This is a genomic window from Clostridium sp. UBA7503, from assembly GCF_002477055.1.
Classification (GTDB): domain Bacteria; phylum Bacillota; class Clostridia; order Clostridiales; family Clostridiaceae; genus Clostridium_J; species Clostridium_J sulfidigenes.
The window spans coordinates 64,464-86,953 of the sequence record NZ_DLNT01000021.1; the positions used below are offsets into that span (position 1 = coordinate 64,464).

Genomic DNA, 22,490 nt, shown 5'->3' on the forward strand with positions numbered 1-22,490 from the left:
GTTTTGATAATAGGAGGATGTAAATGGCTTGTAAATTCTATCTACTAAAGGGAAAAGGGAAAAGTGTGGAGAATGGTCACCTTTGGGTTTACTCTACTGATATAGAAGAATATGATGGTGAATATGAAAATGGAGACATTGTAGAAGTATATAATTGCAGAGAGGAATTCATCGGAAAAGGTTATATTAATGATGTTTCTAAAATTACTATAAGAATTATGACTAGAGATATTGATGAAGAAATTGATGAAGAATTTTTTAGAAAAAGACTTAGAGCTGCTTGGGAATATAGAAGAAAAATAATAGATACTTCTAGCTGTAGGTTTTTATTTGGAGAAGCTGATTTTGTACCTGGACTTATAATTGATAAATTAGAAGATTACTACGTTATTCAGTCTCTAGCTCTAGGGATTGATAAATATAAAGATATTATTGTAAAAATTCTAGTAGAAGAATATGGTGCTAAAGGGGTTTATGAGAGAAGTGATGCTAAGGTTAGAATCCTTGAAGGTATGGAACAGATTAAAGGCTTTTTAACTGAACCATTTGATACTATGATTCAGATAGTTGAAAATGGTGTTAAGTACTATGTTGATGTTGAAAATGGTCAAAAGACAGGATTTTTCTTAGATCAAAAGGAAAATAGAGCTACTATACATAAGCTTTGCAAAGATGCCACTGTGCTAGACTGCTTTACTCACACTGGTTCCTTTGCATTAAATGCTGGTGTTGCTGGTGCTAAATCAGTATTAGGAGTAGACATATCAGAGCATGCAGTAGAATTCTGTAGACGTAATGCAGAGCTTAATAATCTACAAGATGTAGTTAAATTTGAATGTCACAACGCCTTTGATGTACTTCGTGAGTGGTCTGATGAAGGCAGAAAATATGATGTGGTTATCCTTGACCCACCAGCCTTTACTAAATCTCGTTCTACTATTAAAAGTGCTACAAGAGGATATAAAGAAATAAACCTTCGAGGAATGAAATTAGTGAATAAAGGCGGCTATTTTATAACATGTTCATGTTCTCACTTTATGAATCCTGAACTATTTAGAGATACCATTGCTAGTGCAGCTAAAGATGCAAAGGTTACCCTAAGACAAGTAGAATTTAGAACTCAAGCTCCTGACCACCCAATTCTATGGAATAGTGATGAATCATACTACTTAAAATTTTATATCTTCCAAGTAGTTTAATTACTTATAAAGAGCTATATAATTTATAATCTTATTTGATTTATAAATTATATAGCTCTTATATTTAAATCTTATTTACTCTTTCTTTTGACCTTGTTTTACTAGTTGGTTAGCATATACGCTAGCCCCAGTAACTAAAACACCCTGAATTATAGCATCAGCACTAAAACTGTGCATAACTCCTATAGATAACAGTATGCCTACAGGAAGCAAGATTATTGGTATATATTTATCATTTATCTTTTCTGTTCCTTTTAAAATCATACCAATTATATATAGCACTGGTATTAGTATCAATGCATTCTCTGTAATATAACTAAAGAATTCCATAAATATTCCCCCTTTATATATTTTATTCATTTTATACTTATATGAGTACATTATTTTATATAAATTCAATAAAATTTTAGTTATTTACTATTATATATCTTCATACATATCATCTAATATTTTCCTTTTTTACATAATGTAATTTTATTCTTTCATTTTCTTAAATTATAAGGATAATGAGATATAAATTTGTTGTACAGTTTTTATTGAATGTTAGTTCTAAAAGTGTAATAATAATAATATGGTAATATTTGGTAAGAGGTGATGTTATGAAAGGCTTATCCATTCTAAGATTTGTTCAGATTGTTTTTTGTTTCCCTATAATAATATTGTTTGCTACGTCTAAAATGAATGATATTGAGCAAATTATTTTCATAGCTCTCTTTACCTTATATACTGTAGTATATGAAGTTATATTTTTAACTTTAGCTAAAAGAAAAAGAACTACTAAAAGTAGCAGTTCTTAAAATAGAGTTCTAAGCTTCAGTAGGAGTAAAACTGCCTCTGAAGCTCATAACTCTGTTCATTAATATATCTTTATTTCTCCATCCTTGTATTCTGGAACTATATTTATTAAATCCTTTGAAAGACAATATCTTAAATCTTCATTACACTTAAGATCCTTCATCCTTTTATAATGAAATGCATCTTTTACAAAACTTATTATACTAGGATTATTTATATATACATATTCTGAAGTTTTTGCTATATCTGTTAAGGTGAAATGGTTTTTCATTATATCTCTTAAACAGTTGATTATATACCCGCTTGCTATAAAATCATCCATAGAGAATTCTCCATCGGTTCCTGCATTTACAAAGGTTACATCCTTATTTAATTTAGCTAATTTTTCTGCTACTACTCTTCCATTTATTAAAGCACCTATAAATATCTTCTCTGCTTCCTCACTATTTTTAATAGCTCTAGTCCCATTTGTGGTAGTCATTATAAGACTCTTACCTTTTACTATATCCTCAATATAGTCTAAAGGTGAATTGGAGAAATCAAATTTATCTATTTTTATCCCTCCTCTTTCTCCTCCTAAAAGATATTTATTTCTATCTTTACTTGCAATATCTATAGCCTCTTCTATCTCTTTTACAGGAATTATTTTATCACAACCATTATTTAATGCTGTAACCATTACTGAAGTTGCTCTTAAGACATCAATAACAACCACTATCCTATCTTTAAATTTTTCTGGTTTAATATGTTGTGCAGATATAACTATATCAATATTCATGTACTATTCCCCCTAATTATAATTAAATCAATCTTCTTTATAATATTTTCCTTGATATAGGTCTTCAGTGACTAACTTATTATCTATGGCGTTTAAGACTTCCCACTTTTTCAAACTCCACATAGGACCTACTAATAAATTTCTTGGAGCATCTCCTGTAAGTCTATGAATTACTATATTCTGTGGTAACATTGTTATAGCCTTTGTTATAAGGTCAATATATTCATCCATTTCTAGTAATGTAATCTTGCCTTCATCTAACAGCTTTTCTAGCCTTGTATTTTTCATTACATGAAGAAGGTGAATCTTAACTCCTTTTATGGGAAGCTTAGAAATATACTTAACGGTTCTTAACATATCCTCTTTACTTTCTCCTGGAAGTCCAAAGATTATATGTGCCACCACATCTATGTTCCTTTTATGTAACTCCTCCACTGCTTTTTTAAATACTTCTAACTTATATCCTCTATCTATAAGGATAGCTGTAGTATCATTACTAGTTTGAAGTCCAAGTTCCACCCAAGTATATACCCTTTTTGAATAGTTTTCTAATAATTTTAACACATCTTCTTCTAAACAATCTGGTCTTGTAGCAATGGCAAGTCCAACTACATCCTCTTGTATTAATGCTTCATCATACTTTTTCTTTAATACTTCTACAGGCGCATAGGTATTTGTATAGGCTTGGAAATAAGCTATATACTTACCATCTTTCCATTTTTTATTCATCATTTCCTTTACATCAATAAACTGCTCAGTTATAGACAATAACCTATCTCCAGCAAAATCTCCTGAGCCACTCTCAGAGCAGAATATACACCCACCTTTTGATAATTTTCCATCTCTATTAGGACATGTAAATCCACCATCTAATGATATTTTAAAAGTTTTTTGTCCATTAAACTTTTTTCTTAAAAAATAATTTAAACTATGATATCTCTTTCCATTAAAATCTTTTCTCATTTCTAATCTTCCTATCCTATTCTTCTATTATCTATTTTAAATATATCTATATAGTAATCTTCTATATTCAATTATAGTTTAACTCTTTTATCTTTCAAAATCCACTAAGTCATCTTCAAAAAATAAATAAGTCAGAATGCTGGCCTATTTTGTATTATCTGATGCCTACCCGCTCTAATACTCCTATCTTCTTCAAAGTGGGAGTAAAGAGCGGCTACGGCCCTAGATAACGATTTCTAAGCTTCAGAGGGAGTAAAAAAACCCCCTCTGAAGCAAAGAACTCTGTTTATACTTCGTCAACAGAATCCTTAGATAGTGCTACTATCTGCGGAACCTGTTTCCTTGTCTAACTCAAAATATACTTCTCATCTTTGACTTATTATTTATTTTCAGATACCTATATGAAAATTTACTAACAATCCTTTAAAAAGTTTTCCACATATTAATACTTTTCCACATATTCTTCTGTGGACTTCAATATAAATATACAAGCTATCATAATTTGGAGGGATAACTTTGAAGAATCTTAAATTAATTTTTCAAGCTGCCACTGTTTTTATTGGCACCATTGTAGGAGCAGGCCTTGCTTCTGGTCAAGAAATAACTCAATTTTTTTCTACCTATGGGTTTTCAAGTTTTTATGGACTTCTTCTCTGTGCAGTATTTTACATAATAATAAGCTCCATTATAGTGTCTATAAGTTTAAAATATGACTTAAATTCCTATACTGATTTTATAACCCTTGTAAGCCCTGGCTTCTTTGGAAAAATAACGGATTATCTTACTAGCTTCTTTTTGATCTCAGGAGCTGCTATAATTCTTGCAGGTAGTGGTGCTTTACTTTATCAACACTTTGGTATTCCAAGACTTGTTGGAGTATTTCTAATGGCTGGAATAGCACTTATTACCTTATTAAATGATACTAAGGGTCTAATAGCTATTAATTCTATAATAGTACCTAGCCTTACTACTATAATTATTACTATATTTGTCCTTTATCTTATTTTTTCAAAGGATACTATATCTATAGACTATATGAAGCAAGTACCCGTATATAAAAACCTTATTATTGATAAACAGTGGATTATATCATCACTTCTCTATGCAGGATTTAATATGTTATCCTGTAGCGGAGTTCTTGTTCCCATTAGTAAAGAAATCAAAAATAAGCGCCTTATTATTTGTGGATTAACCATTGGGGCTCTTATCCTTACTCTACTTGCTTTCTTAATTAATTCAATGTTAATGGCCAATATACCTGAAATCTTTAAATATGAAATTCCACTACTCTTTGTAGCTAGTAAGTTTATCTCTTTAATGCAAATTCTTCTTTTATGTATTATTTGGTGTGAGATGTTTTCTACGGAAGTTTCAGATATATATAGTGTTGGTAAAACCCTTGAAAATAAATATAACATCCCTTATAAGAGAGGTGTTGTACTCATTCTTTTAATAGCTCTTCCTATATCTCAAATAGGCTTTAAAAAGCTTATAACTTTCTTATATCCCGGTTTTGGGATAATTAGCTTGGTATTTATAGCTCAATGCATTGGATTCTACTTTAAGATGAATAAGGTAAAAAAATAATTAAAACCTATATAGGCTACTTCACTTTTTGCTCCTATTTAATTATACTGATGTTATATAAGATAAACACTACTATGTTAGTAGTGTTTATTTACTTTGAAATATAAATATAGTATTTGCTATATTTATTATGTAAGGAGATACTTAATTATGAAAGATTTAACTGCTCTCAATAATTGTAATATATGCCCTCGTAATTGCGGTATAAATCGAAACTTTACAAAGGTAGGCTTTTGTAAAAGTGGAGCTAAAGTAAAAGTTGCTAAGGCCTATGGTCATATGTGGGAAGAGCCATGTGTATCTGGAACTAATGGTTCTGGTACAGTTTTCTTTTCAAATTGTAACCTTAGATGTGTATTTTGCCAAAATCATGATATTAGTCAGTCTGACATAGGTAAGGAAGTTTCTATAGAAAGATTAAGTGAAATATTCTTAAAGCAACAATCTAAAGGATACCATAATATAAACTTAGTTAATCCTACTCACTATATACCTCAAATAATAATTGCTTTAGATAAAGCAAAAGAAAATGGACTTAATATACCTGTAGTCTATAATTCCAATGGTTATGAAAACATAGAAATCATTAAAACTCTTAAAGGATACATAGACGTGTATATTCCTGATTTAAAATATTTTAATGATAAATATGCAATAAAGTATTCTTCTGCTCCTAACTATTTCACCATAGCGTCAAAGGTTATTGAGGAAATGGTGGATCAAGTAGGTATTCCAATATTTAATAATAAAGAAATTATGATTAGAGGTGTTATCATAAGACATTTAATGCTCCCTGGACTTTTATTCGATTCAAAAAAAATAGTAGATTACATATACAAAACCTTCGGAGATTCAGTATATTTAAGCCTAATGAATCAGTATACACCTATGTTTAAAGCAGCAGAATATGATGAAATTAATAAACCTCTTAACCCTATTCATTATGACTCTTTAATAGATTACTGTATAGATTTAGGCTTTAAAAATGCCTTTATCCAAGAACCTGGCTCTAACTCAACAGTTTATGTGCCAGATTTCAATCTACAAGGGATTTAAAACTCAAATATTATAAATCTCTTTGAAAATAATAAAACTAAAAAAATAAAAAGCATTCTTAGGTAAAATCTCATTAACTTTACCTTAAGAATGCTTTCATCATTAATTATACATCTAGTGTACTTCTAAAATACTCTGTAATTCTTTGAACCTCACCTATAGCTTCTGTAAGTTTAATCATTTCATCCGTGTAGGTATTTACACTAGCACTAACTTCTTGAGATGATGCAGAATTTTCTTCTGCAATAGCTGCTAATGATTCCACATTATCATACATTCCTTCTATAGCTTTAACTTCTCTACCTAAATCATTGATTGTAGTAATCATTGATTCTGATACTTTATCAACAGCAGTAGTAGTACCCGCACTTATATCCCTAATTCTTTCTAATCCATCAGTTTGTTTTTCAAGGGCTACATACTGCTCATCTATGCTGTCTACAGTATATTTAATATCCTCTGCAAATTCTTTAAGATTTAAATTAATTTCTTCAACAGCATCTTTAGTTTGTTCCGCAAGCTTTCTTACCTCTTCTGCAACAACAGCAAAACCTCTACCATGTTCTCCAGCTCTAGCTGCTTCTATAGAAGCATTTAATGCTAAAAGATTTGTCATGTCGGAAATTTGAGCTACTATTGATACTATATTAGTAATATCACTAGCTTTATTGTTTAACTTTATTCCAGTTTCTTTTACTTCTTGGAACTTGTCTAATGTTTTTTGAATATTATTACTTACTGTCTTTATCTCATCAAATCCAGCAGTAATTTTTGTTATAGTATCTTCCATAGCTAATTTATTTTCATTTTCACTATTTACTAAGTTATTTAAAGCTCTAATATTATCATTCAATCCTGATGCTACTCTTTCTGTATTGTTAGCTTGATCCACACTAGTTTCTGACATTTGTTCTACTACTGTAGATATTTCTTTAGATGAGCCTTCCATTACATTTGAAATAGCTTTAACCTTATTAAGATATTCTACCATCTCACTAACATTAGCATCAAACTCTGTCATATCCATTGAAGATATATTAGTTCCTGATTTTATAACTTCATATAATCCTTCAAGCTCATCCTTGGTGCTAATAACATCATATGTTTCCTTATCTTCTTTTAATCCAGTGATAGCTTTAACAGGTCTTAATAATAAATATGTACCTATAAAGGTTACTACTGTAGCTACAGCTGTAATTTCTAAAGCTGGAACTATACTTTTAACTCCAAGTATTAATGTTGATCCAATAAGAGTTAATATAAAAGTAAATATGGATGCCTTAACTGATAATGATTTTACAAATCCAAGTGATAAGATTTTATTAAATCCATAACTTTTTTTGCTATTTATTTCTTTTTCAAAAGTCACTTCCACTTTCATCACATCTCCAGACTTTTCTAAAATTTCATACTCTAATTGTTCATTAAAATATTCAAAAGTTCCTTCAAGCATACCTAAGAAATAATCAAACATCTTTCTTTTAGATGAATAAGTCATCACCGCTTTTCTTTTAGATGCCTGAACAATATCTACTGCTGGAGGCTTAGCTCCTGAAATTTTCTTAGTTATTGCTATATGTATATCATTTAGTGATTTTAAAAATTCATATGCACTTCTCTTTTTAAAGTATACTGGATATACATTAACAAAGGATTGTATATTGTCTTTTCCTATATCATTCCATAATTTCTCTTTAGTTAAACCTCTAGCTTCTGATAGCTTTGAAATAAACTTAGCTATTACTTTGTCGTCTACTTCTTCTAGTGGAGAAAATATCTTATTTGTCTCCCATCCAGCATGATTCATAGCTTCATTTACTTGTGAATCATTATAAAGTTTTCTACAAGTATTTAGCCATATTGATACAACTGTGCCCTTCATAATTAATACCCCTCTTTTCTATGGCTATAGTATATTAGCACTGATTTGGCAATTCAAAATAGAATCTTACACCTCTTTTGGTATTTTCAACTCCACATTTACCTTGGTGCAAATCTACTATATTTTTAACAATTGATAGTCCAAGCCCTGTACCACTATCTTTCCTATTTCTTGACTTATCTATCTTATAAAATTTATCCCATATCTTATCAATTTCTTCCTTATTAATAAGCTCGCCTGTATTTTCAAAAGATAACTGAGTCATATTCCGCCGTGGGTACATTTTAACAAATATACTTCCCTCACAGGGAGTATGCCTTATTGCATTCGTAAGAAAATTGGTTATTACTTGTTCTATCTTAAATGCATCCCCATAAATTTGTTTCTCATATAGATTCAAATCTATTTTTACATTCTTATTATCGATACTATGATGTAATTTCTTTACAACATTTTTCACTAAATTATCAATAAAAAATAATTCTTTATTAAGGATTACCTTTCCACTTTCCAAAGATGATATTTGAAGCATATCTCTAACTAAATTACTCATCTTATCAGATTCTTCTATAATTACATTTAATGATGAATTCATATTGTCTTCTAAAAATACGCCATCCTTAATACCTTCTGCATATCCTTTTATTAAAGTAATAGGGGTTTTTAATTCATGGGATACATCTGCTATAAACTCTTTTCTCATAATCTCAATTTCTCTTTCTCTGTGGATATCATTTTGTAGTTTTCTATTAACTTCTTTTAATGAATTTAAAGAATTATCCAAGTTTTGTCCTAAAAAATTTAATGTTTCCCCAAGGTTTCCAATTTCATCTTCATATACCATAGTGCAGCTCTGACTAAAATCCAAATTACTCATTCTTACTGCCACTTTATTTATTTCTCTTAATGGCTTTGTAATAAATTTCGAATAAATTAATGCTAATATAACTATTACTACTATAGCCCCTAAGTAAAAATACTTATAAAATATCCCTATAACCCCCATGGCTTCTTTTACATATTGTAAAGATGTAAATCCTACTATTATATTATTCTCATGTAGAAGTGCAGAAGCTAAATATTTAGTGTTCTCGCCATTCTTAAATGAAATAGTTACCTGTTTTTTATTAATCATCTCGTTTAATAGTTCCGGATCTGTCTTTATAGTTTTAATAACATAATTAAAAATTTCTGTATTTTTACTATCTATAGTTTCTGAGTCAGTTTTAAAGGTCACTATAATATTATTTTCTGTGTTTACCACTCCTATAGATGTGTTATAATTATTCTCAAACTTCTTAATACTCTCTATTATTTCCCTTTCATCCTTTGGATTACTTAGAGTATCCCTAAACTTTATCACATTGCTTTTAATATCATTTTCCTTTTTATCATTATATATCTTTTCAAACAATATTCTCTGACTTAAAAGAGTAATAGTCAAAAATGCTATAAACACCACAGTAGTTACAACAAACATTTTCAATGTAATACTTTTTTCTATATTTTCTTTTATTTTTTTATAGTAGTTAATTATTTTATTCATACTAAACCTCTATCTTATAACCAAAGCCTCTTACTGTAACTATCACTTTATTCATGTGCTTTAGCTTCTCTCTAAGTCTCTTAATCGTAGTATCAACCACCCGTATATCTCCTTCAAAATCATAACCCCATATTTTTGTAAGAATTTGCTCTCTAGTAAGAACTATATTTTTATTTTTCAGGAAATATATAAGCAAAGAAAATTCTGTTGGTGAAAGATTAATTTCTTCATCACTTACCATAACTCTATGACCTTCTTCATCTATATAAAGATTCCCTATCACAATTCCCGTACTTTTATCTATACTACTTCCATAGCTCCTCTTTATTAATGCTTTAATTTTAGCTACTAAAACCTTTGGACTAAAGGGCTTTGTTTCATAATTATCTGCACCAAATCCCAATGCTAAAAGCTTATCTTCTTCCTCTTCCTTTGCACTAAGCATTATTACTGGTATATTCCATCTATTTCTTATAACCTTTAATGTCTCAAATCCATCCAAAACAGGCATCATTATATCTAGTACCACTAAATTTACTGATTCATTCTCTATAATCTCAATAGCTTCTTTACCATTAGAGCTATGTAATGTTATAAACCCTTCCTTTTTTAAATAAGCTTCCAACAAGTTTCTAATATTTTCTTCATCATCAACTAATAATACCTTTATATTATCCATATCCATAACTCCTTGTATTTTTCTTCTTATCAATAATTATACCTTATTTTTTACTCTATAATTATTTACTTGAATATTTTATTAAAGTATTTTTTGCATGTTGTTTTTATACGCAAAAATGAACTCCGAGATAACTTCGAAGTTCATTAATAGATTATATACTCAATTTTTAGGATATTTAATTCTAGGTAAATCCGGTGCATCTTTATATGGCCAATGTGGAACAAAGTATGAATATTCAACTTCTTCCTCATGAACACTTCTTAATTCTGCGATTTTAGTTACTCCTGTATATATAGCCGAAATCTTATACCATGTAGCATAATCTACTTCACCTGTCTGCGGAAGACCAAATACCTGTTGAAATACTTTTACTTGATTGGCAGTTGTAGAACCATACTTTCCATCAATAGCTACTTTAGGTATTAGAGGATAATTTTGTGATATTCTATTTAAAAAGGTTTGAGTGGTTCTAACTGGCTCTCCACTTGCTCCCTGTTTCAAGGTAAAGCCTGGATATGACCTTGGACTTCCAGAAACCTTTTCAGCTCTTTCAAGAACTATATTACTTCCATAAAAGTTTCTTAATATATCATATGGAATCCATCCTTGAGCTCCTAAATCCTTGCTGCCCCATTGAGTAAGCCATCCTGGGCACTGAACATTTCTACCATCACAGTATTGCGTGAGTAAAGGTTGTTTAGCTCCTGACCTCTTTACATAGGTAGCAAATAACTCATCTACTATCCTACTTATGTTATCAAATATGTTTCTTCCGTAAACAAAAGCTTGATCATATGCTGTAGAATTTGTTACATCAAAATTAAATCCCTTGCTTCTATACCATTCTGTATATATTCTATTTAGAGTAAATGAAATAATACAATATACATTAGCTCTTATAGTTGCCTCTGGCCAAGTCGCATAAATTTCACAACTAGCTACATTTTTTATATAGTCTGTATATGGAACAGTATAATTTGGTGCTGCTGTATTAGTTGGTGCTCCTGCATGTACGATTATAAACTCTGGTACAACTGGCTCCGGCAAAACTACAAAACCACTTGGTGGAGGTGGCAAAGCCTTATCAGGGTCCTCAGGTATCTTAGGTGGAAAATCACCAAATTGAACATTAGGTGGAATTTCTATAACCCTGACTACCTGTACATCTTCATCCTCTGTGATCTCTCTATTAAGACTTGTTGGAATCAGATTACATATCTGTAACGCTGTTTGTCTCGGCAACACTTGGCATCCTCTTATATTTATTTCATCAAAGCCTTCTGCCGTTACATTTATATCATAAAGAGCATAAGGTATAAGGGTATTATCTGGATTTAATGACCTTTCTATTTCTGGAGTTTCTAATTCTATAGTCTCCGTTTGTCCTTCTGGATTAGTAGTTAGGGTAGTAACTTGCTCTCTAGTTTCTCCATCTGCTCTTGATATTGTAATATCGGCATTACTTATCGGTATAGCTGTATTTACTCTATACACTTGAACCTGTAACCTGCCTATATCTGCCATAAATTTCTCCTTAAAATAATACTTCAATATATATATTATGATTACCCTCATAGAAAAGTTACATATTATTTATAAGAAAATTGTAATTAATCTTACCTTGAAGCTACTTCGTTATTCCATACCTTAAGAGCTCCTGCAAGACACAAGGTACCATATCCCCAACTATTATTAGGATACTGTACATCTATCCTACTTCTATTTGCTCCTTTTAATAAAAAGTATTTTGACCTTTCTCCATACAAATAAGGATCATTTCCTCTTACAATTCCAAATTCCATTAAAAGTCCACATGCCCCAGCCACTTGAGGTGTAGCCATCGATGTTCCTGAACGTGGCTCAAAACCACCTCCCGGAGTAGATGATTCAATATTTTCTCCTGGTGCTACTAAATCAGGTTTTACAGGATTTAATTCTTCATTTCCTCTTCCTGAGAAAGGTGATATAGTAGAGTTTATAAAATTATAACTACCAACGGTTATTACATCTGCTATAGTTCCCGGTATACCTACAGTATTACTTGTACTTGGTCTTAGAAATCTCGTAGCAATATTTAATCCCTCTGCAATAGGTAACCACATGTCATAACTTCCTAGAACATTTTCATTAGTAGTCATGTTCATAGTCCATATTCCACTAGCAATGGTTTCTTCTCCTACTCCTGAAAGTACAATTATTATTTCACCATCTATACTAAAAGGTGTTGGCCCTGTATTGAATACAATATACTCAGTATTACCTATTCTTCCTTGATTTAATGCATTAGTTAATCTTAATTCACCACTACTATTTCCACTTGGTGATATAAGATTTAAATCAATATCCTTTAAAAATGAATTAAATAACTGTATTATTAATAATCTTTCATCTATTCCAACATTAAATCGTATTTCTTGTTCTCCAACCAGTTCGCCACCAACATGATGTGCTCTATCTCCTTCATTTCCTGCTGCTACAACTATGTTAACTCTTTGTACTGTAGAAACTATCTCTATATACTGCTCTAACAAACTATCTCCAGTATGTGCTCCATCATTTGTACTAAAACTTATGTTTATAACCAGAGGCTTTTTTAATTCATAAGCTCTATCAATTAAGAATTTAATTCCTCTCATTAACTGGGTACTTTTTGCTCCCTGTCCTCCTATCTCTCTTGTCATTTTAACCATAGCTATAGAACTTCTAGGAGCTACCCCATAAAACCTCCTTGGTATATTCCCTCCAGCACAAGCTATACCAGCCACATGAGTACCATGGCCTGCTCTATCAAAGTGTGGTACTAATGAGTATGGATCTGGACTTCTTAAAGCTGCATTTATCTCTTCTCTTGTATAAATTCTTCTATTTTCATATAAATCATAAATAAAATCAATCCTTGTATCCCCATTCTCAAGTCTAAATGATTGATTTACATAATCTATTCCAGAATCTATGAACCCTATAAGTACCCCTTCTCCCTCTAATCCATAATTAGTATTTACCTCTGTTATACATGAAGCTCTATTACTAGGTTCAAAGGATAAATATAAATTTTTAGGTAACTCTATATAGTTGATTTCTCTTATTCCTATTAGCTTTTCAATATCTCCTCTTGGTATAGTTACAATTCCATAACCGAAATCTAAGTCTTCAAAGGTACCTCCAATAGCATTTATTTTCTCTTTCATTACCTCTGGAGTTCCACTATATAGTATAATCAATTCAATGTTAGTTTCTTCAACATCTCCAATTCCATATCCATATATAATCTCATTTCTTATGCTCTCTGGTACATTTATAAGTAAATTTAATAACCCATCAGCCTTTTGCACACCCATACCTCCAAATTCTTATATAGTTATAGTATGAATGTATGCTAAAAATGTTATTAAATTGATTATAGTCGAACTTCTAATGTATTTAATTTTGCAATAACCTTTATATCTTTAGGATGAGCTGTCTCTGTACGAACCATATTTTTGTTACTTATTATTAAAACCTTATTACTATCTAGCTTCTTTAACTGTCTTATCACTCTTTCTCCATTTATATCAATGAGATATATTTTATTATTTTCTATTTCAGAAGTTAAGTTAGCAAATGCTAAATCTCCTTGACAAATTCTAAACCCTAACAAATCATCATTTTCAATTTTAATATATAACACCTTATCCTGAGCATATCCTTCTATTTTATTTGATATAACAGGCAACTCTTTTTTTCCTATAGGCTTGTTTAAATCATAGGTATAAATTCCTACAGACTTAAGAACAGAACTAAAGGCATCATTCCATACTTCATTTATAGTTTTTTTTACTTTATTAGCTTTTACTGCATTATGTGTCTTTAGATTACTTTCTGAAGATTTTCTTTCTTCATAAGCTATATTATCAAACAGCGTAGTCATTTCTGCAAGATCTCCACCTAAAACCTTACCTACTCTTTCTATAAACTTTTCTTCTACAACTTTTTTTCCATTTTCAACGTCACTTATATAGTTTTCTGATACTCCAAGCTTCTTAGCAAGTTGCTTTTGAGTCATTCCCTTAGTATTTCTTCCTTGCTTAATTCTTTCTCCAACAGTACTCATTCTTAATTATCCTCCCTGTATCTCCTTAATCTAAATAGAAACCCTCTAGTCATAGAGGATTTCTAAATTATTTGGCTTAAAAATTATTTCTGATAATATTGTCTTTCTTTTACTAAATGATCTATCAATTCATGAAGAGTCATTTTAATAGAATTTGGGGTAGTAGACGCTAATATTGGCTTTGGACCTAAAACTTCTCTAACCTTTTTAACAGCTTGTTGAAGATAAATCCCTAAAAACCCATTAAGTATAATAACTTTTTCTTCAGGTAGTTTAGTATCACTATCTGATAAGCTCTCTTCTTTTAATATATGCTCTAAAGTATATTCTCCCATATTTTCATTTATTGATACACATGGTTTTATACATATATCTTTGAACTTTATATTTAATTTTTCTATCTCTTCATCATTAAGCCCATAAGCTATAATTAATCTATCTTTAAGTATATTCATATTAAATACCTTCCATTATAATTTTTCTGGTTCTCCGTAGTTTACATCAAAAGTTTCTACAGTTACAGATTTTATAACTTGATCTTCATATGGTCTATCTCTTCTATCTGTTTGAGAGCTTACTATTTCATCTGCTACATCTTGACCTTCTATTAACTTACCAAAGGCAGCATAACTTCCATCTAGGTGTGGTGCATCTGCAACCATTATAAAAAATTGAGAACCCGCTGAATCTGGATGTTGAGCTCTAGCCATTGATAAAACACCCTTATTATGTTTTAAATCATTTTTAAATCCATTTCCACTAAATTCTCCTTTAATTGAATATCCTGGGCCACCCATTCCTGATTTTTCTGGACAACCACCCTGAATCATAAAACCTGGTATTACTCTATGGAAAATTAATTCATCATAAAATCCCTTATAAGCTAAGTCTATAAAGTTTTTTACTGTATTCGGAGCTATTTCAGGATATAATTCTGCCTTCATTATTTTTCCGTTTTCCATTTCAAAAGTTACTATTGGATTCATACATCTTCCTCTTTTCTTTCTTTATATTATTAATTGTTTAATTATGTCTATGTAATTTATTATACTCATTATAAGCAGAGTTATTTGCTGTTTTTATCTGCATCAAGCAACTTATATGACAATTCTATTAAACTTTTATCATCCTTAGAATTATATATTTTAACAGTGCCTTGTTCATTATTATTATTTAATAAACCTTTTTGATCTAACTTACGCTTCAATTGTTTTACTGTTCCTAAACTACCATCTATAATAGCAACATCATCATTTATAACATTCACTAGTGCTTCTTTAATAAATGGATAATGAGTACATCCAAGAACTACAGAGGACACTCTCTCTTTAGGTACATCTTTAAACCTATTTCTTAAATATCCCTCTACAGCTTCACCCTTAATATTTCCGCCTTCAATGATTTCCACCAAACCATCACATGGCATTGAAATAATATCAGAAGCCTTATTATATTTTTCTCTTAGTTCACTAAATTTATTCTCAGATAAAGTCATTGGTGTAGCCATTATCACTATTATTCCATTACCATAATTCTCTACTGCCGGCTTTAAAGCTGGCTCTATTCCAATTATGGGGATTTCTTTATAAATCCTTCTTAATTCATCGATTGCGATACTAGTAGCAGTATTGCATGCCACTACTATAGCTTTCACATTCATAGAAATAAGCTTATCTACCATATTAAAGGTTAACTTTCTAACTTCCTCTGGAGTTTTCACTCCATAGGGTGCATTTAAAGAATCTCCTATATATATGTAATTTTCTTTAGGTAGTAGCTTCACTGCTTCCTTTAGGACACTAATACCTCCAACCCCTGAATCAAAAAATCCTATACTAAAATTAGTTTTGTCCATACTTCATTACACCACACTACTTAGTTTTTAGATATTTCTTCATATATCCTATAACTATAATACTACAGCTAAAAGATTATTAAAAGTATGAGACATGCATTATGTAAAAATATAGTTAAAAAAGAGTATTGTTTATGACTAATTTAGGTCATCTTTCAACACCCTTTCTTCAATTAATTTTACAGTATTGTCACTATTGTAATACTTCCTTAATCTTTTCTTTAATATATTCTATTATTTCTATATCTCCAATAGTTGGTTTACCATCCATTAAATCAATCTTTATTCTAAAGAAATTTATAATTAACTTATTTCCCGAGATTATATATTCATCAGAATGTAATGGTGAGAAAATAACTTCTACTTCATCATAATTATATTTATTTTCTTCATTCTGAAATTCACTTGCTAATGAATCTAAATTTAATACTTTTAGTGGTGTTGCCATTGCATGTGTAAATTCTAAGTCTTCCATCATCCACATATTGTTGTTCCAGAACTTCTTTTCTTTTTTAGTTCCATCAAAAGGTTCTCTATTTTTTATAGCGCTTAAAGCACGTCTTACAGATTCTCCATTAAATTCATCATCATAGGCAACAATTAATCCTGGCATTTTTGCTACATCATAGAAAAATGATTCTGAAATGTTATCCTTTTCAGACGCTGCTTGCCAATAATAAAGCATTGCTTCTACTGCTTCTAAATTTAATCTCACTCTACTTAACATAAAATCTCTCCCTCTCATAATCAGATTAAACCAAACTTCACAGATAATTATACACCATGGCTTAGTAAGTTTCTACGGTTTACATTTTTCTTATTTCCATTACCTAAATGGCTTTTTAATCATATATTATATTAAACTCTTATAATTTAATAAGAATTCATTTTCAAGCGAGGTGAATTTCATGAAAAATACATCAGTAAAAATTACTTTAAAGCTATTTATCTGTGGTGTGATGTGGAGTATTCTAACTCTAGCTATAGCAGGGATATTTACACCACTAACTAACTTTTTCTTTAAAGATATTATATTTGTAGAAGGCTTAATCATGTTATTAATGTCTATTACATCAGCTATAAACAGCAAATCTTTAGGTATGTCATATTATATTTTAAATGAAATATATTCTAAATATATGGACAATAAAGATTTTACAAAAAATAAAGATAACATTTTTAATACCCTTAATAATATAAATTTTCATCTTTTTCTAAATTGGATTTCTATAGCTATAGGTGGCTTTATAGACATTCTATTGATCTTTATTTTATAAGCATTATTGAGACTATAAAATAAAAAGGTAGAGTAAACTTAGATAAATTATTTACTCTACCTGTATACATAAAATAATTTGTTATTATTTTAATACTTACATAGATGCTAGCTAATAGACTTAATTAACCCTACAGCTTTCCCAATAATATAAGCATTATCCTCTTTAATCTCTATAGGATAGTATTTATCATTTTCTGGCATTAATACTGCCTTATTTCCTTTTAACCATAGCCTCTTAAGGGTAGCTTCTCCATCTATACTTACAGCAACTATCTCATTATGATTTGCCATAGTTTGCTTATTTATAACTATATAATCACCATCTTCAATATTAGCATTAATCATACTATCCCCTTTTACCTTTAATATAAAAGGTTGTTGTACCCCTTTAAGCCAATATATAGGAACATTAAATTGCCCTTCTATTTCATTATTAATAGAAATAGGTTGCCCCGCAGCAATCTCATTGTACACTGGAACTTTATTTATTTCCTTATCTCCTATTATCTCACTAGTAGTGTTAGGGCTTAAAATAACTTCATTATAATTACTAGTATCTATGGCAAAATCATGAGATATATTATGTTTTAAATCTACATATTTATAGGTTTCAATATATTCATTGTTTTTAACCATTTCACTTTCCTTCAACTCTTTATTAATTTGGTCTTCGATAGTTTGTTCTATAATTTTTTTAGTCACATTTTTCTTTGATACTTTACTACAATTAACAACCTTATATTTATTACTATCAAAAATATTAACATCCTTATTTCGTTTAAAGTATTGAAGCCAAGGTTTTCCTGTGTCAATCGGATTAATATTTTTTACCAAAATAAAGTTACTATAAGTAAAATCTTTTAAAAGTCCACGAATAAATTTTACTTCTTCAATGGTTAACTGTTCTACATTATCTATTATTATATGTGCATACTTTAAGTCTTTAAGATTATCTATATTATCATAAACAATTTTAAACTCATCTATATAATCAATTAGCCTATTTTCTTCCATGTAGTTACAATACCACATATATAACTTATAAATAGCTTCTCTACTATTAGAATTCTTTCTTAATGAAAACCCTCTTTTTTTTCTATTTAAATTTTGATATTCTTCAAGGGAGCTTATATTCAAATGTTTTATATAGAGAATTTCATCGAATAAAAAATCTATATTTTTTGTTAATATAATCTTATTTATTCTTCTTTCCTTCTGTCGCAATTCTCCAATTCCTTCTAAAATGAAAGCCTTTGTCACATCCTTATTGCAAAACCTTTTACCTTTCAAAGGGTTGCGTGATGTTATATACTGGAAACATTTATTTATTAATTGTTTTTTACTGCAAACCTCAACATTATTATTTAAATATGCAAAGAACGTATTATTTCTATTTACATCTTGCTTTACCTCTTCTAAAGTATCCTCTAAAACCTCATTAGATATAAATAATATATTTTCATTTTCTCTAATGCAATAATTGTCTTGTAAAAATATAGCTCTTGATAAAGCTGCTTTAGTTTTCCCTATACCTTCTTTGCCATTGATTATAAAAAATCTATGCTTCTTATCCGCTTTAAATTTACTTAAGGCCTGTTTAATATCCATAAAATCACCTCCATTCACTGTCTATTTCACTAAAATATATAATTAATATATCCTCTTCTACTACATTTATAATATACCTCATATTATATCATAAACTCTCATATTCTTCCTAAAAAAATAGTAGGTCGTCCCTACTTGTTAGACTAAAATATAATAATGAGTTATAATGTTAAATAATAACATGTATTGGAAGTGATATATTGTCTAAAATCAAATTTAACTATATTAAAGAAGATTCTAAACGAGATAATGAAAGGGTACGTAACTTCAAGTCTATTAGACGGTTATTTGATATCAGACCTAAAACTGAATATTTTCTAGATGAACAAAGTTTCAATGATCTAGATATGAATAGAGTTTACGAAAAATTCGATAGAACCTATAGTAGCGCAGGAGAATCTGCTTTATATTCTATGATAAGGAATATTATTATAGATGAAAAAGAACTTAACAGAAGAAATAATATAATTAGCTTCTTTAAGGATAATGAAGATAAAAAATGCCAAGTTCAAATGCATTTTTTTAATATGGGATTCGATAATAAAGACTGTTTTATAGAAATGCTAGAAACATATCTTAAAGTTAATAAGAGTAAATATTACTTATATACTTTCTTAGGTAAATTTCTACCTATACTAATAATACTTATATCTATAATGACCAAAAATCCTAAGTATATGTTTGGTTTTGCTATAATTTTATGGGTTAATGCATTTATAAATATGGCTGAAGCTAAAAATATCAAAGATAAAGGATTATTATACCTACGAAAAATAATCGTTGCTGCGAAAAAGTTAAAAAATCTTAATATTTCTGAACTTAAGGACTATAAATGCCAAATAACCAATATTTTAAACAATATAAAAACCATAGATAGAGGAACTAGACTTGTTGGGTTTACCACCATGTTTGAAGGTTTCTTTGAGTTCATCTCTGTACCACTTTTGTTAGAAGAAGCCGCTTACTATAAACTTAGTAGTGAACTTAAGGAGAAAAAGAATTACCTCTTAGACTTATATTACATAATTGGAGAAATTGAAGCTTTAGCATCTGTGGCAAGCTACCAAAGTGGACTTGATATACCATATACCAAACCAAAATTTTATCAGGGACTAAAGCTAAATATTTCTGAAGGAATTCATCCCCTTGTTAAAAATCCTGTTGCAAATTCCATTAATATTAATAAACATGGTATCATTCTTACCGGTACAAATATGTCTGGAAAATCAACTTTCTTAAGGATGCTCGGAATTAACATAGTATTTGCACAAAGTTTCAATTTTGTACTAGCTGAAAATTACGAAGCTAGCTTTTTCAATGTTGTATCTTCAATTAGTCCAAGCGATGATGTAAATGCAGGGAAAAGCTATTACATGGCAGAGGCTGAATCCATCCTTAGAATTATAAAAGCTACAGAAAAACCTCTTCCTATTTTCTGCGCCATAGATGAAATTTTTAGAGGTACAAATCCTGTAGAAAGAATTGCTTCTTCAGCTGAAATCCTAAAATATATTAACTCTAAAAAAGCAATTTCTATAGTTGCTACTCATGATAGGGAACTAGCTGATATTCTTAAAGATTACTATGATTTCTTTTATTTCAGTGAAGATGTAGATAGTAACGAAGGGCTTTCCTTTGACTATAAACTGAAACAAGGAGTATCTCAAACAAAAAATGCAATAAAACTTTTAAAATATATTGGATATCCAGATGAAATCATAGAAAATTCCTTTGAAAGAGCAAAACATATAGAAGGTTTTATATAACAATAAAATTTTATGGGAGTTCACTCAAAAGTGACCTCCCATAAAATTTACCTTGCTTTATATTCTATGTACATGCTTTAATAATTGTAAATCTGTTTATCTTGTCATCTTTCTAACTAAAGTAGATGTCAAAATTCCTATCATTATAATTCCTATAAGTATTTCTATACTGCTTAGTATAACCCCCATCATATTATATGGCAATAAATCACCATATCCTACTGTAGAAAATGTAACTAAACTAAAGTGAATACAATAAATTATATTTTTAAATAGCATTTTAACAGAAAAATTACCTGCTAACCCACTAATTCCAATTACTCCGTTGGAGCAGTTTATACCAGTAATCATGTATAATAAAGCAAATATCAAAATAATAATTAAAGATAACATAAAACTTCTATAAGGCTTTTCACCATAGCCACATACTATATTGGCCACGGAAGAATAAAATTTCTTCCTACCTCTAAGCGTCCTATGAAAAGCTAATTTACTTTGATAAAAACACCTACCATACCTTCCACCTACATGATTTCTTAAATATTGTTCACCAAAATCCATGTAGCTAAAACTAATATTTAGATAATTACAATTACATATGCAATTACATGGCTCTTTATTATTACTACAGGTATTATTTTTTTTCATATCCTTATAGTTGAATTTTCCTATATAAGAACCATAATTAAGCTTAGTATAAGATTTCTCGTTAATAAACTTTATATCCATGGTTTCTTCCATATCTTTTATTATGCAGTCCATTAAATTACAATCATCTATAAATCTAACCTCATCATAACTATTTTTTACAAAATTACAACCTTTCATAAAGCTATTTTTAAAATCAACCTTATATAATGAACATTCCTTTATATATAAAGCTGAAAAATTACAATTATTAATGTATATTTTGTCTAAAATACAATTATTAAACTCCAAAAAATTTCTTAAATTTATCTTTCCTCTAATGAATCTACAATTTACAAACTTACAATTAATAAATATAACATTTGCAAAGCAATTATTTTTAAAATTCATATTTTTAAATTCACAATTACTATAACATACATCCTCTAAATTAATATTATTATAATCTGATTTCGTATTCCCATTAAGTTTTAGATTTTCATAATTAAATTTTAATATTTTACCGTNNCATTTCACACCACAGTCACTACTCATATATACTCCCACCACAATTTTAATAGTATTATTTTATGGAAATATATTTATTATATTCTCTAAGATAATAATAAATATATTAATAATTAATACAATGTTAAAAATATTCTATTATCTATATAATTTTCATGATATAATTATTATGTCGATATATATACTTTCTTGGGATGCTTGCTCAAATACTTTATTCCAAGTCAATTAAATATATTTTAAAATCAAGTA

21 protein-coding genes are annotated in these 22,490 nt (G+C 29.3%); 6 read left to right on the forward strand and 15 right to left on the reverse strand.

The features are described from left to right. Positions 1 to 23: 23 nt before the first annotated feature. On the forward strand, positions 24 to 1,199 hold the full coding sequence (locus B3630_RS05865) for a class I SAM-dependent rRNA methyltransferase (protein WP_346896356.1): 1,176 nt from the start codon (positions 24 to 26) through the stop codon (positions 1,197 to 1,199). 75 nt (positions 1,200 to 1,274) lie between these two features. Here B3630_RS05865 and B3630_RS05870 read toward each other — a convergent pair whose 3' ends face one another. After that, a complete protein-coding gene (locus B3630_RS05870) occupies positions 1,275 to 1,529 on the reverse strand; it encodes a phage holin family protein (RefSeq protein ID WP_346870067.1) in 255 nt (84 codons plus the stop codon). Between the two features lie 269 nt (positions 1,530 to 1,798). Between B3630_RS05870 and B3630_RS05875 the strand changes: the two genes are divergently transcribed. Beyond that, positions 1,799 to 1,996 carry a hypothetical protein gene (locus B3630_RS05875; RefSeq protein ID WP_346896358.1) on the forward strand — a complete coding sequence of 66 codons (198 nt, stop codon included), beginning with the start codon at positions 1,799 to 1,801 and terminating at the stop codon, positions 1,994 to 1,996. Positions 1,997 to 2,055: 59 nt separating this feature from the next. Here the strand turns inward: B3630_RS05875 and B3630_RS05880 are convergent, their stop codons facing one another. Next, positions 2,056 to 2,772: a 2-phosphosulfolactate phosphatase family protein gene (locus B3630_RS05880; protein ID WP_346896360.1), complete on the reverse strand. Its 717-nt coding sequence runs from the start codon at positions 2,770 to 2,772 to the stop codon at positions 2,056 to 2,058. 27 nt (positions 2,773 to 2,799) lie between these two features. Then, the gene (locus B3630_RS05885) at positions 2,800 to 3,735 is read right to left on the reverse strand and encodes a TIGR01212 family radical SAM protein (protein WP_346896362.1); all 936 of its coding nucleotides are present in this window, start codon (positions 3,733 to 3,735) and stop codon (positions 2,800 to 2,802) included. 510 nt (positions 3,736 to 4,245) lie between these two features. Between B3630_RS05885 and B3630_RS05890 the strand changes: the two genes are divergently transcribed. After that, positions 4,246 to 5,322 carry a transporter gene (locus B3630_RS05890; RefSeq protein ID WP_414633002.1) on the forward strand — a complete coding sequence of 359 codons (1,077 nt, stop codon included), beginning with the start codon at positions 4,246 to 4,248 and terminating at the stop codon, positions 5,320 to 5,322. A 150-nt stretch (positions 5,323 to 5,472) separates the two neighbouring features. Further along, on the forward strand, positions 5,473 to 6,378 hold the full coding sequence (locus B3630_RS05895) for a radical SAM protein (protein ID WP_346896366.1): 906 nt from the start codon (positions 5,473 to 5,475) through the stop codon (positions 6,376 to 6,378). A 106-nt stretch (positions 6,379 to 6,484) separates the two neighbouring features. On the opposite strand, the gene B3630_RS05900 is transcribed toward B3630_RS05895, so the two are convergent. The 10 genes from B3630_RS05900 to B3630_RS05945 all read right to left on the reverse strand — a co-directional run bounded on the left by B3630_RS05900 (position 6,485) and on the right by B3630_RS05945 (position 17,160). Next, complete coding sequence (locus B3630_RS05900; protein WP_346896368.1) at positions 6,485 to 8,260, reverse strand: heme NO-binding domain-containing protein; 1,776 nt, start codon at positions 8,258 to 8,260, stop codon at positions 6,485 to 6,487. Positions 8,261 to 8,294: 34 nt separating this feature from the next. Beyond that, positions 8,295 to 9,806: a HAMP domain-containing sensor histidine kinase gene (locus B3630_RS05905; RefSeq protein WP_346896370.1), complete on the reverse strand. Its 1,512-nt coding sequence runs from the start codon at positions 9,804 to 9,806 to the stop codon at positions 8,295 to 8,297. 1 nt (position 9,807) lies between these two features. Then, positions 9,808 to 10,485: a response regulator transcription factor gene (locus B3630_RS05910; protein WP_346879853.1), complete on the reverse strand. Its 678-nt coding sequence runs from the start codon at positions 10,483 to 10,485 to the stop codon at positions 9,808 to 9,810. 162 nt (positions 10,486 to 10,647) lie between these two features. Beyond that, positions 10,648 to 12,012, reverse strand: a complete 1,365-nt coding sequence (locus tag B3630_RS05915; RefSeq protein ID WP_346896372.1) for a peptidoglycan-binding protein — start codon at positions 12,010 to 12,012, stop codon at positions 10,648 to 10,650. A 92-nt stretch (positions 12,013 to 12,104) separates the two neighbouring features. Further along, a complete protein-coding gene (locus B3630_RS05920) occupies positions 12,105 to 13,826 on the reverse strand; it encodes a S8 family peptidase (protein ID WP_346896374.1) in 1,722 nt (573 codons plus the stop codon). 59 nt (positions 13,827 to 13,885) lie between these two features. Continuing rightward, positions 13,886 to 14,578: a helix-turn-helix domain-containing protein gene (locus B3630_RS05925; RefSeq protein WP_346896376.1), complete on the reverse strand. Its 693-nt coding sequence runs from the start codon at positions 14,576 to 14,578 to the stop codon at positions 13,886 to 13,888. Positions 14,579 to 14,661: 83 nt separating this feature from the next. After that, entirely contained in the window at positions 14,662 to 15,033 is a 372-nt protein-coding gene (locus B3630_RS05930) for a DUF3783 domain-containing protein (protein ID WP_346896378.1), read from the reverse strand. 15 nt (positions 15,034 to 15,048) lie between these two features. After that, the gene (locus tag B3630_RS05935) at positions 15,049 to 15,564 is read right to left on the reverse strand and encodes a peptidylprolyl isomerase (protein WP_346896380.1); all 516 of its coding nucleotides are present in this window, start codon (positions 15,562 to 15,564) and stop codon (positions 15,049 to 15,051) included. A gap of 80 nt (positions 15,565 to 15,644) precedes the next feature. Beyond that, complete coding sequence (gene murI, locus B3630_RS05940) at positions 15,645 to 16,433, reverse strand: glutamate racemase (protein WP_346896382.1); 789 nt, start codon at positions 16,431 to 16,433, stop codon at positions 15,645 to 15,647. 193 nt (positions 16,434 to 16,626) lie between these two features. After that, positions 16,627 to 17,160: a hypothetical protein gene (locus B3630_RS05945; RefSeq protein ID WP_346896384.1), complete on the reverse strand. Its 534-nt coding sequence runs from the start codon at positions 17,158 to 17,160 to the stop codon at positions 16,627 to 16,629. 181 nt (positions 17,161 to 17,341) lie between these two features. Between B3630_RS05945 and B3630_RS05950 the strand changes: the two genes are divergently transcribed. Continuing rightward, entirely contained in the window at positions 17,342 to 17,710 is a 369-nt protein-coding gene (locus B3630_RS05950; RefSeq protein WP_346896386.1) for a hypothetical protein, read from the forward strand. Positions 17,711 to 17,817: 107 nt separating this feature from the next. Here the strand turns inward: B3630_RS05950 and lexA are convergent, their stop codons facing one another. Further along, entirely contained in the window at positions 17,818 to 19,320 is a 1,503-nt protein-coding gene (gene lexA, locus B3630_RS05955; protein ID WP_346896388.1) for a transcriptional repressor LexA, read from the reverse strand. A gap of 197 nt (positions 19,321 to 19,517) precedes the next feature. Between lexA and B3630_RS05960 the strand changes: the two genes are divergently transcribed. After that, positions 19,518 to 21,086: a MutS-related protein gene (locus B3630_RS05960; RefSeq protein WP_414633003.1), complete on the forward strand. Its 1,569-nt coding sequence runs from the start codon at positions 19,518 to 19,520 to the stop codon at positions 21,084 to 21,086. Between the two features lie 96 nt (positions 21,087 to 21,182). Here B3630_RS05960 and B3630_RS05965 read toward each other — a convergent pair whose 3' ends face one another. Then, a complete protein-coding gene (locus B3630_RS05965; protein ID WP_346896392.1) occupies positions 21,183 to 22,268 on the reverse strand; it encodes an ion channel in 1,086 nt (361 codons plus the stop codon). Positions 22,269 to 22,490: the final 222 nt, after the last annotated feature.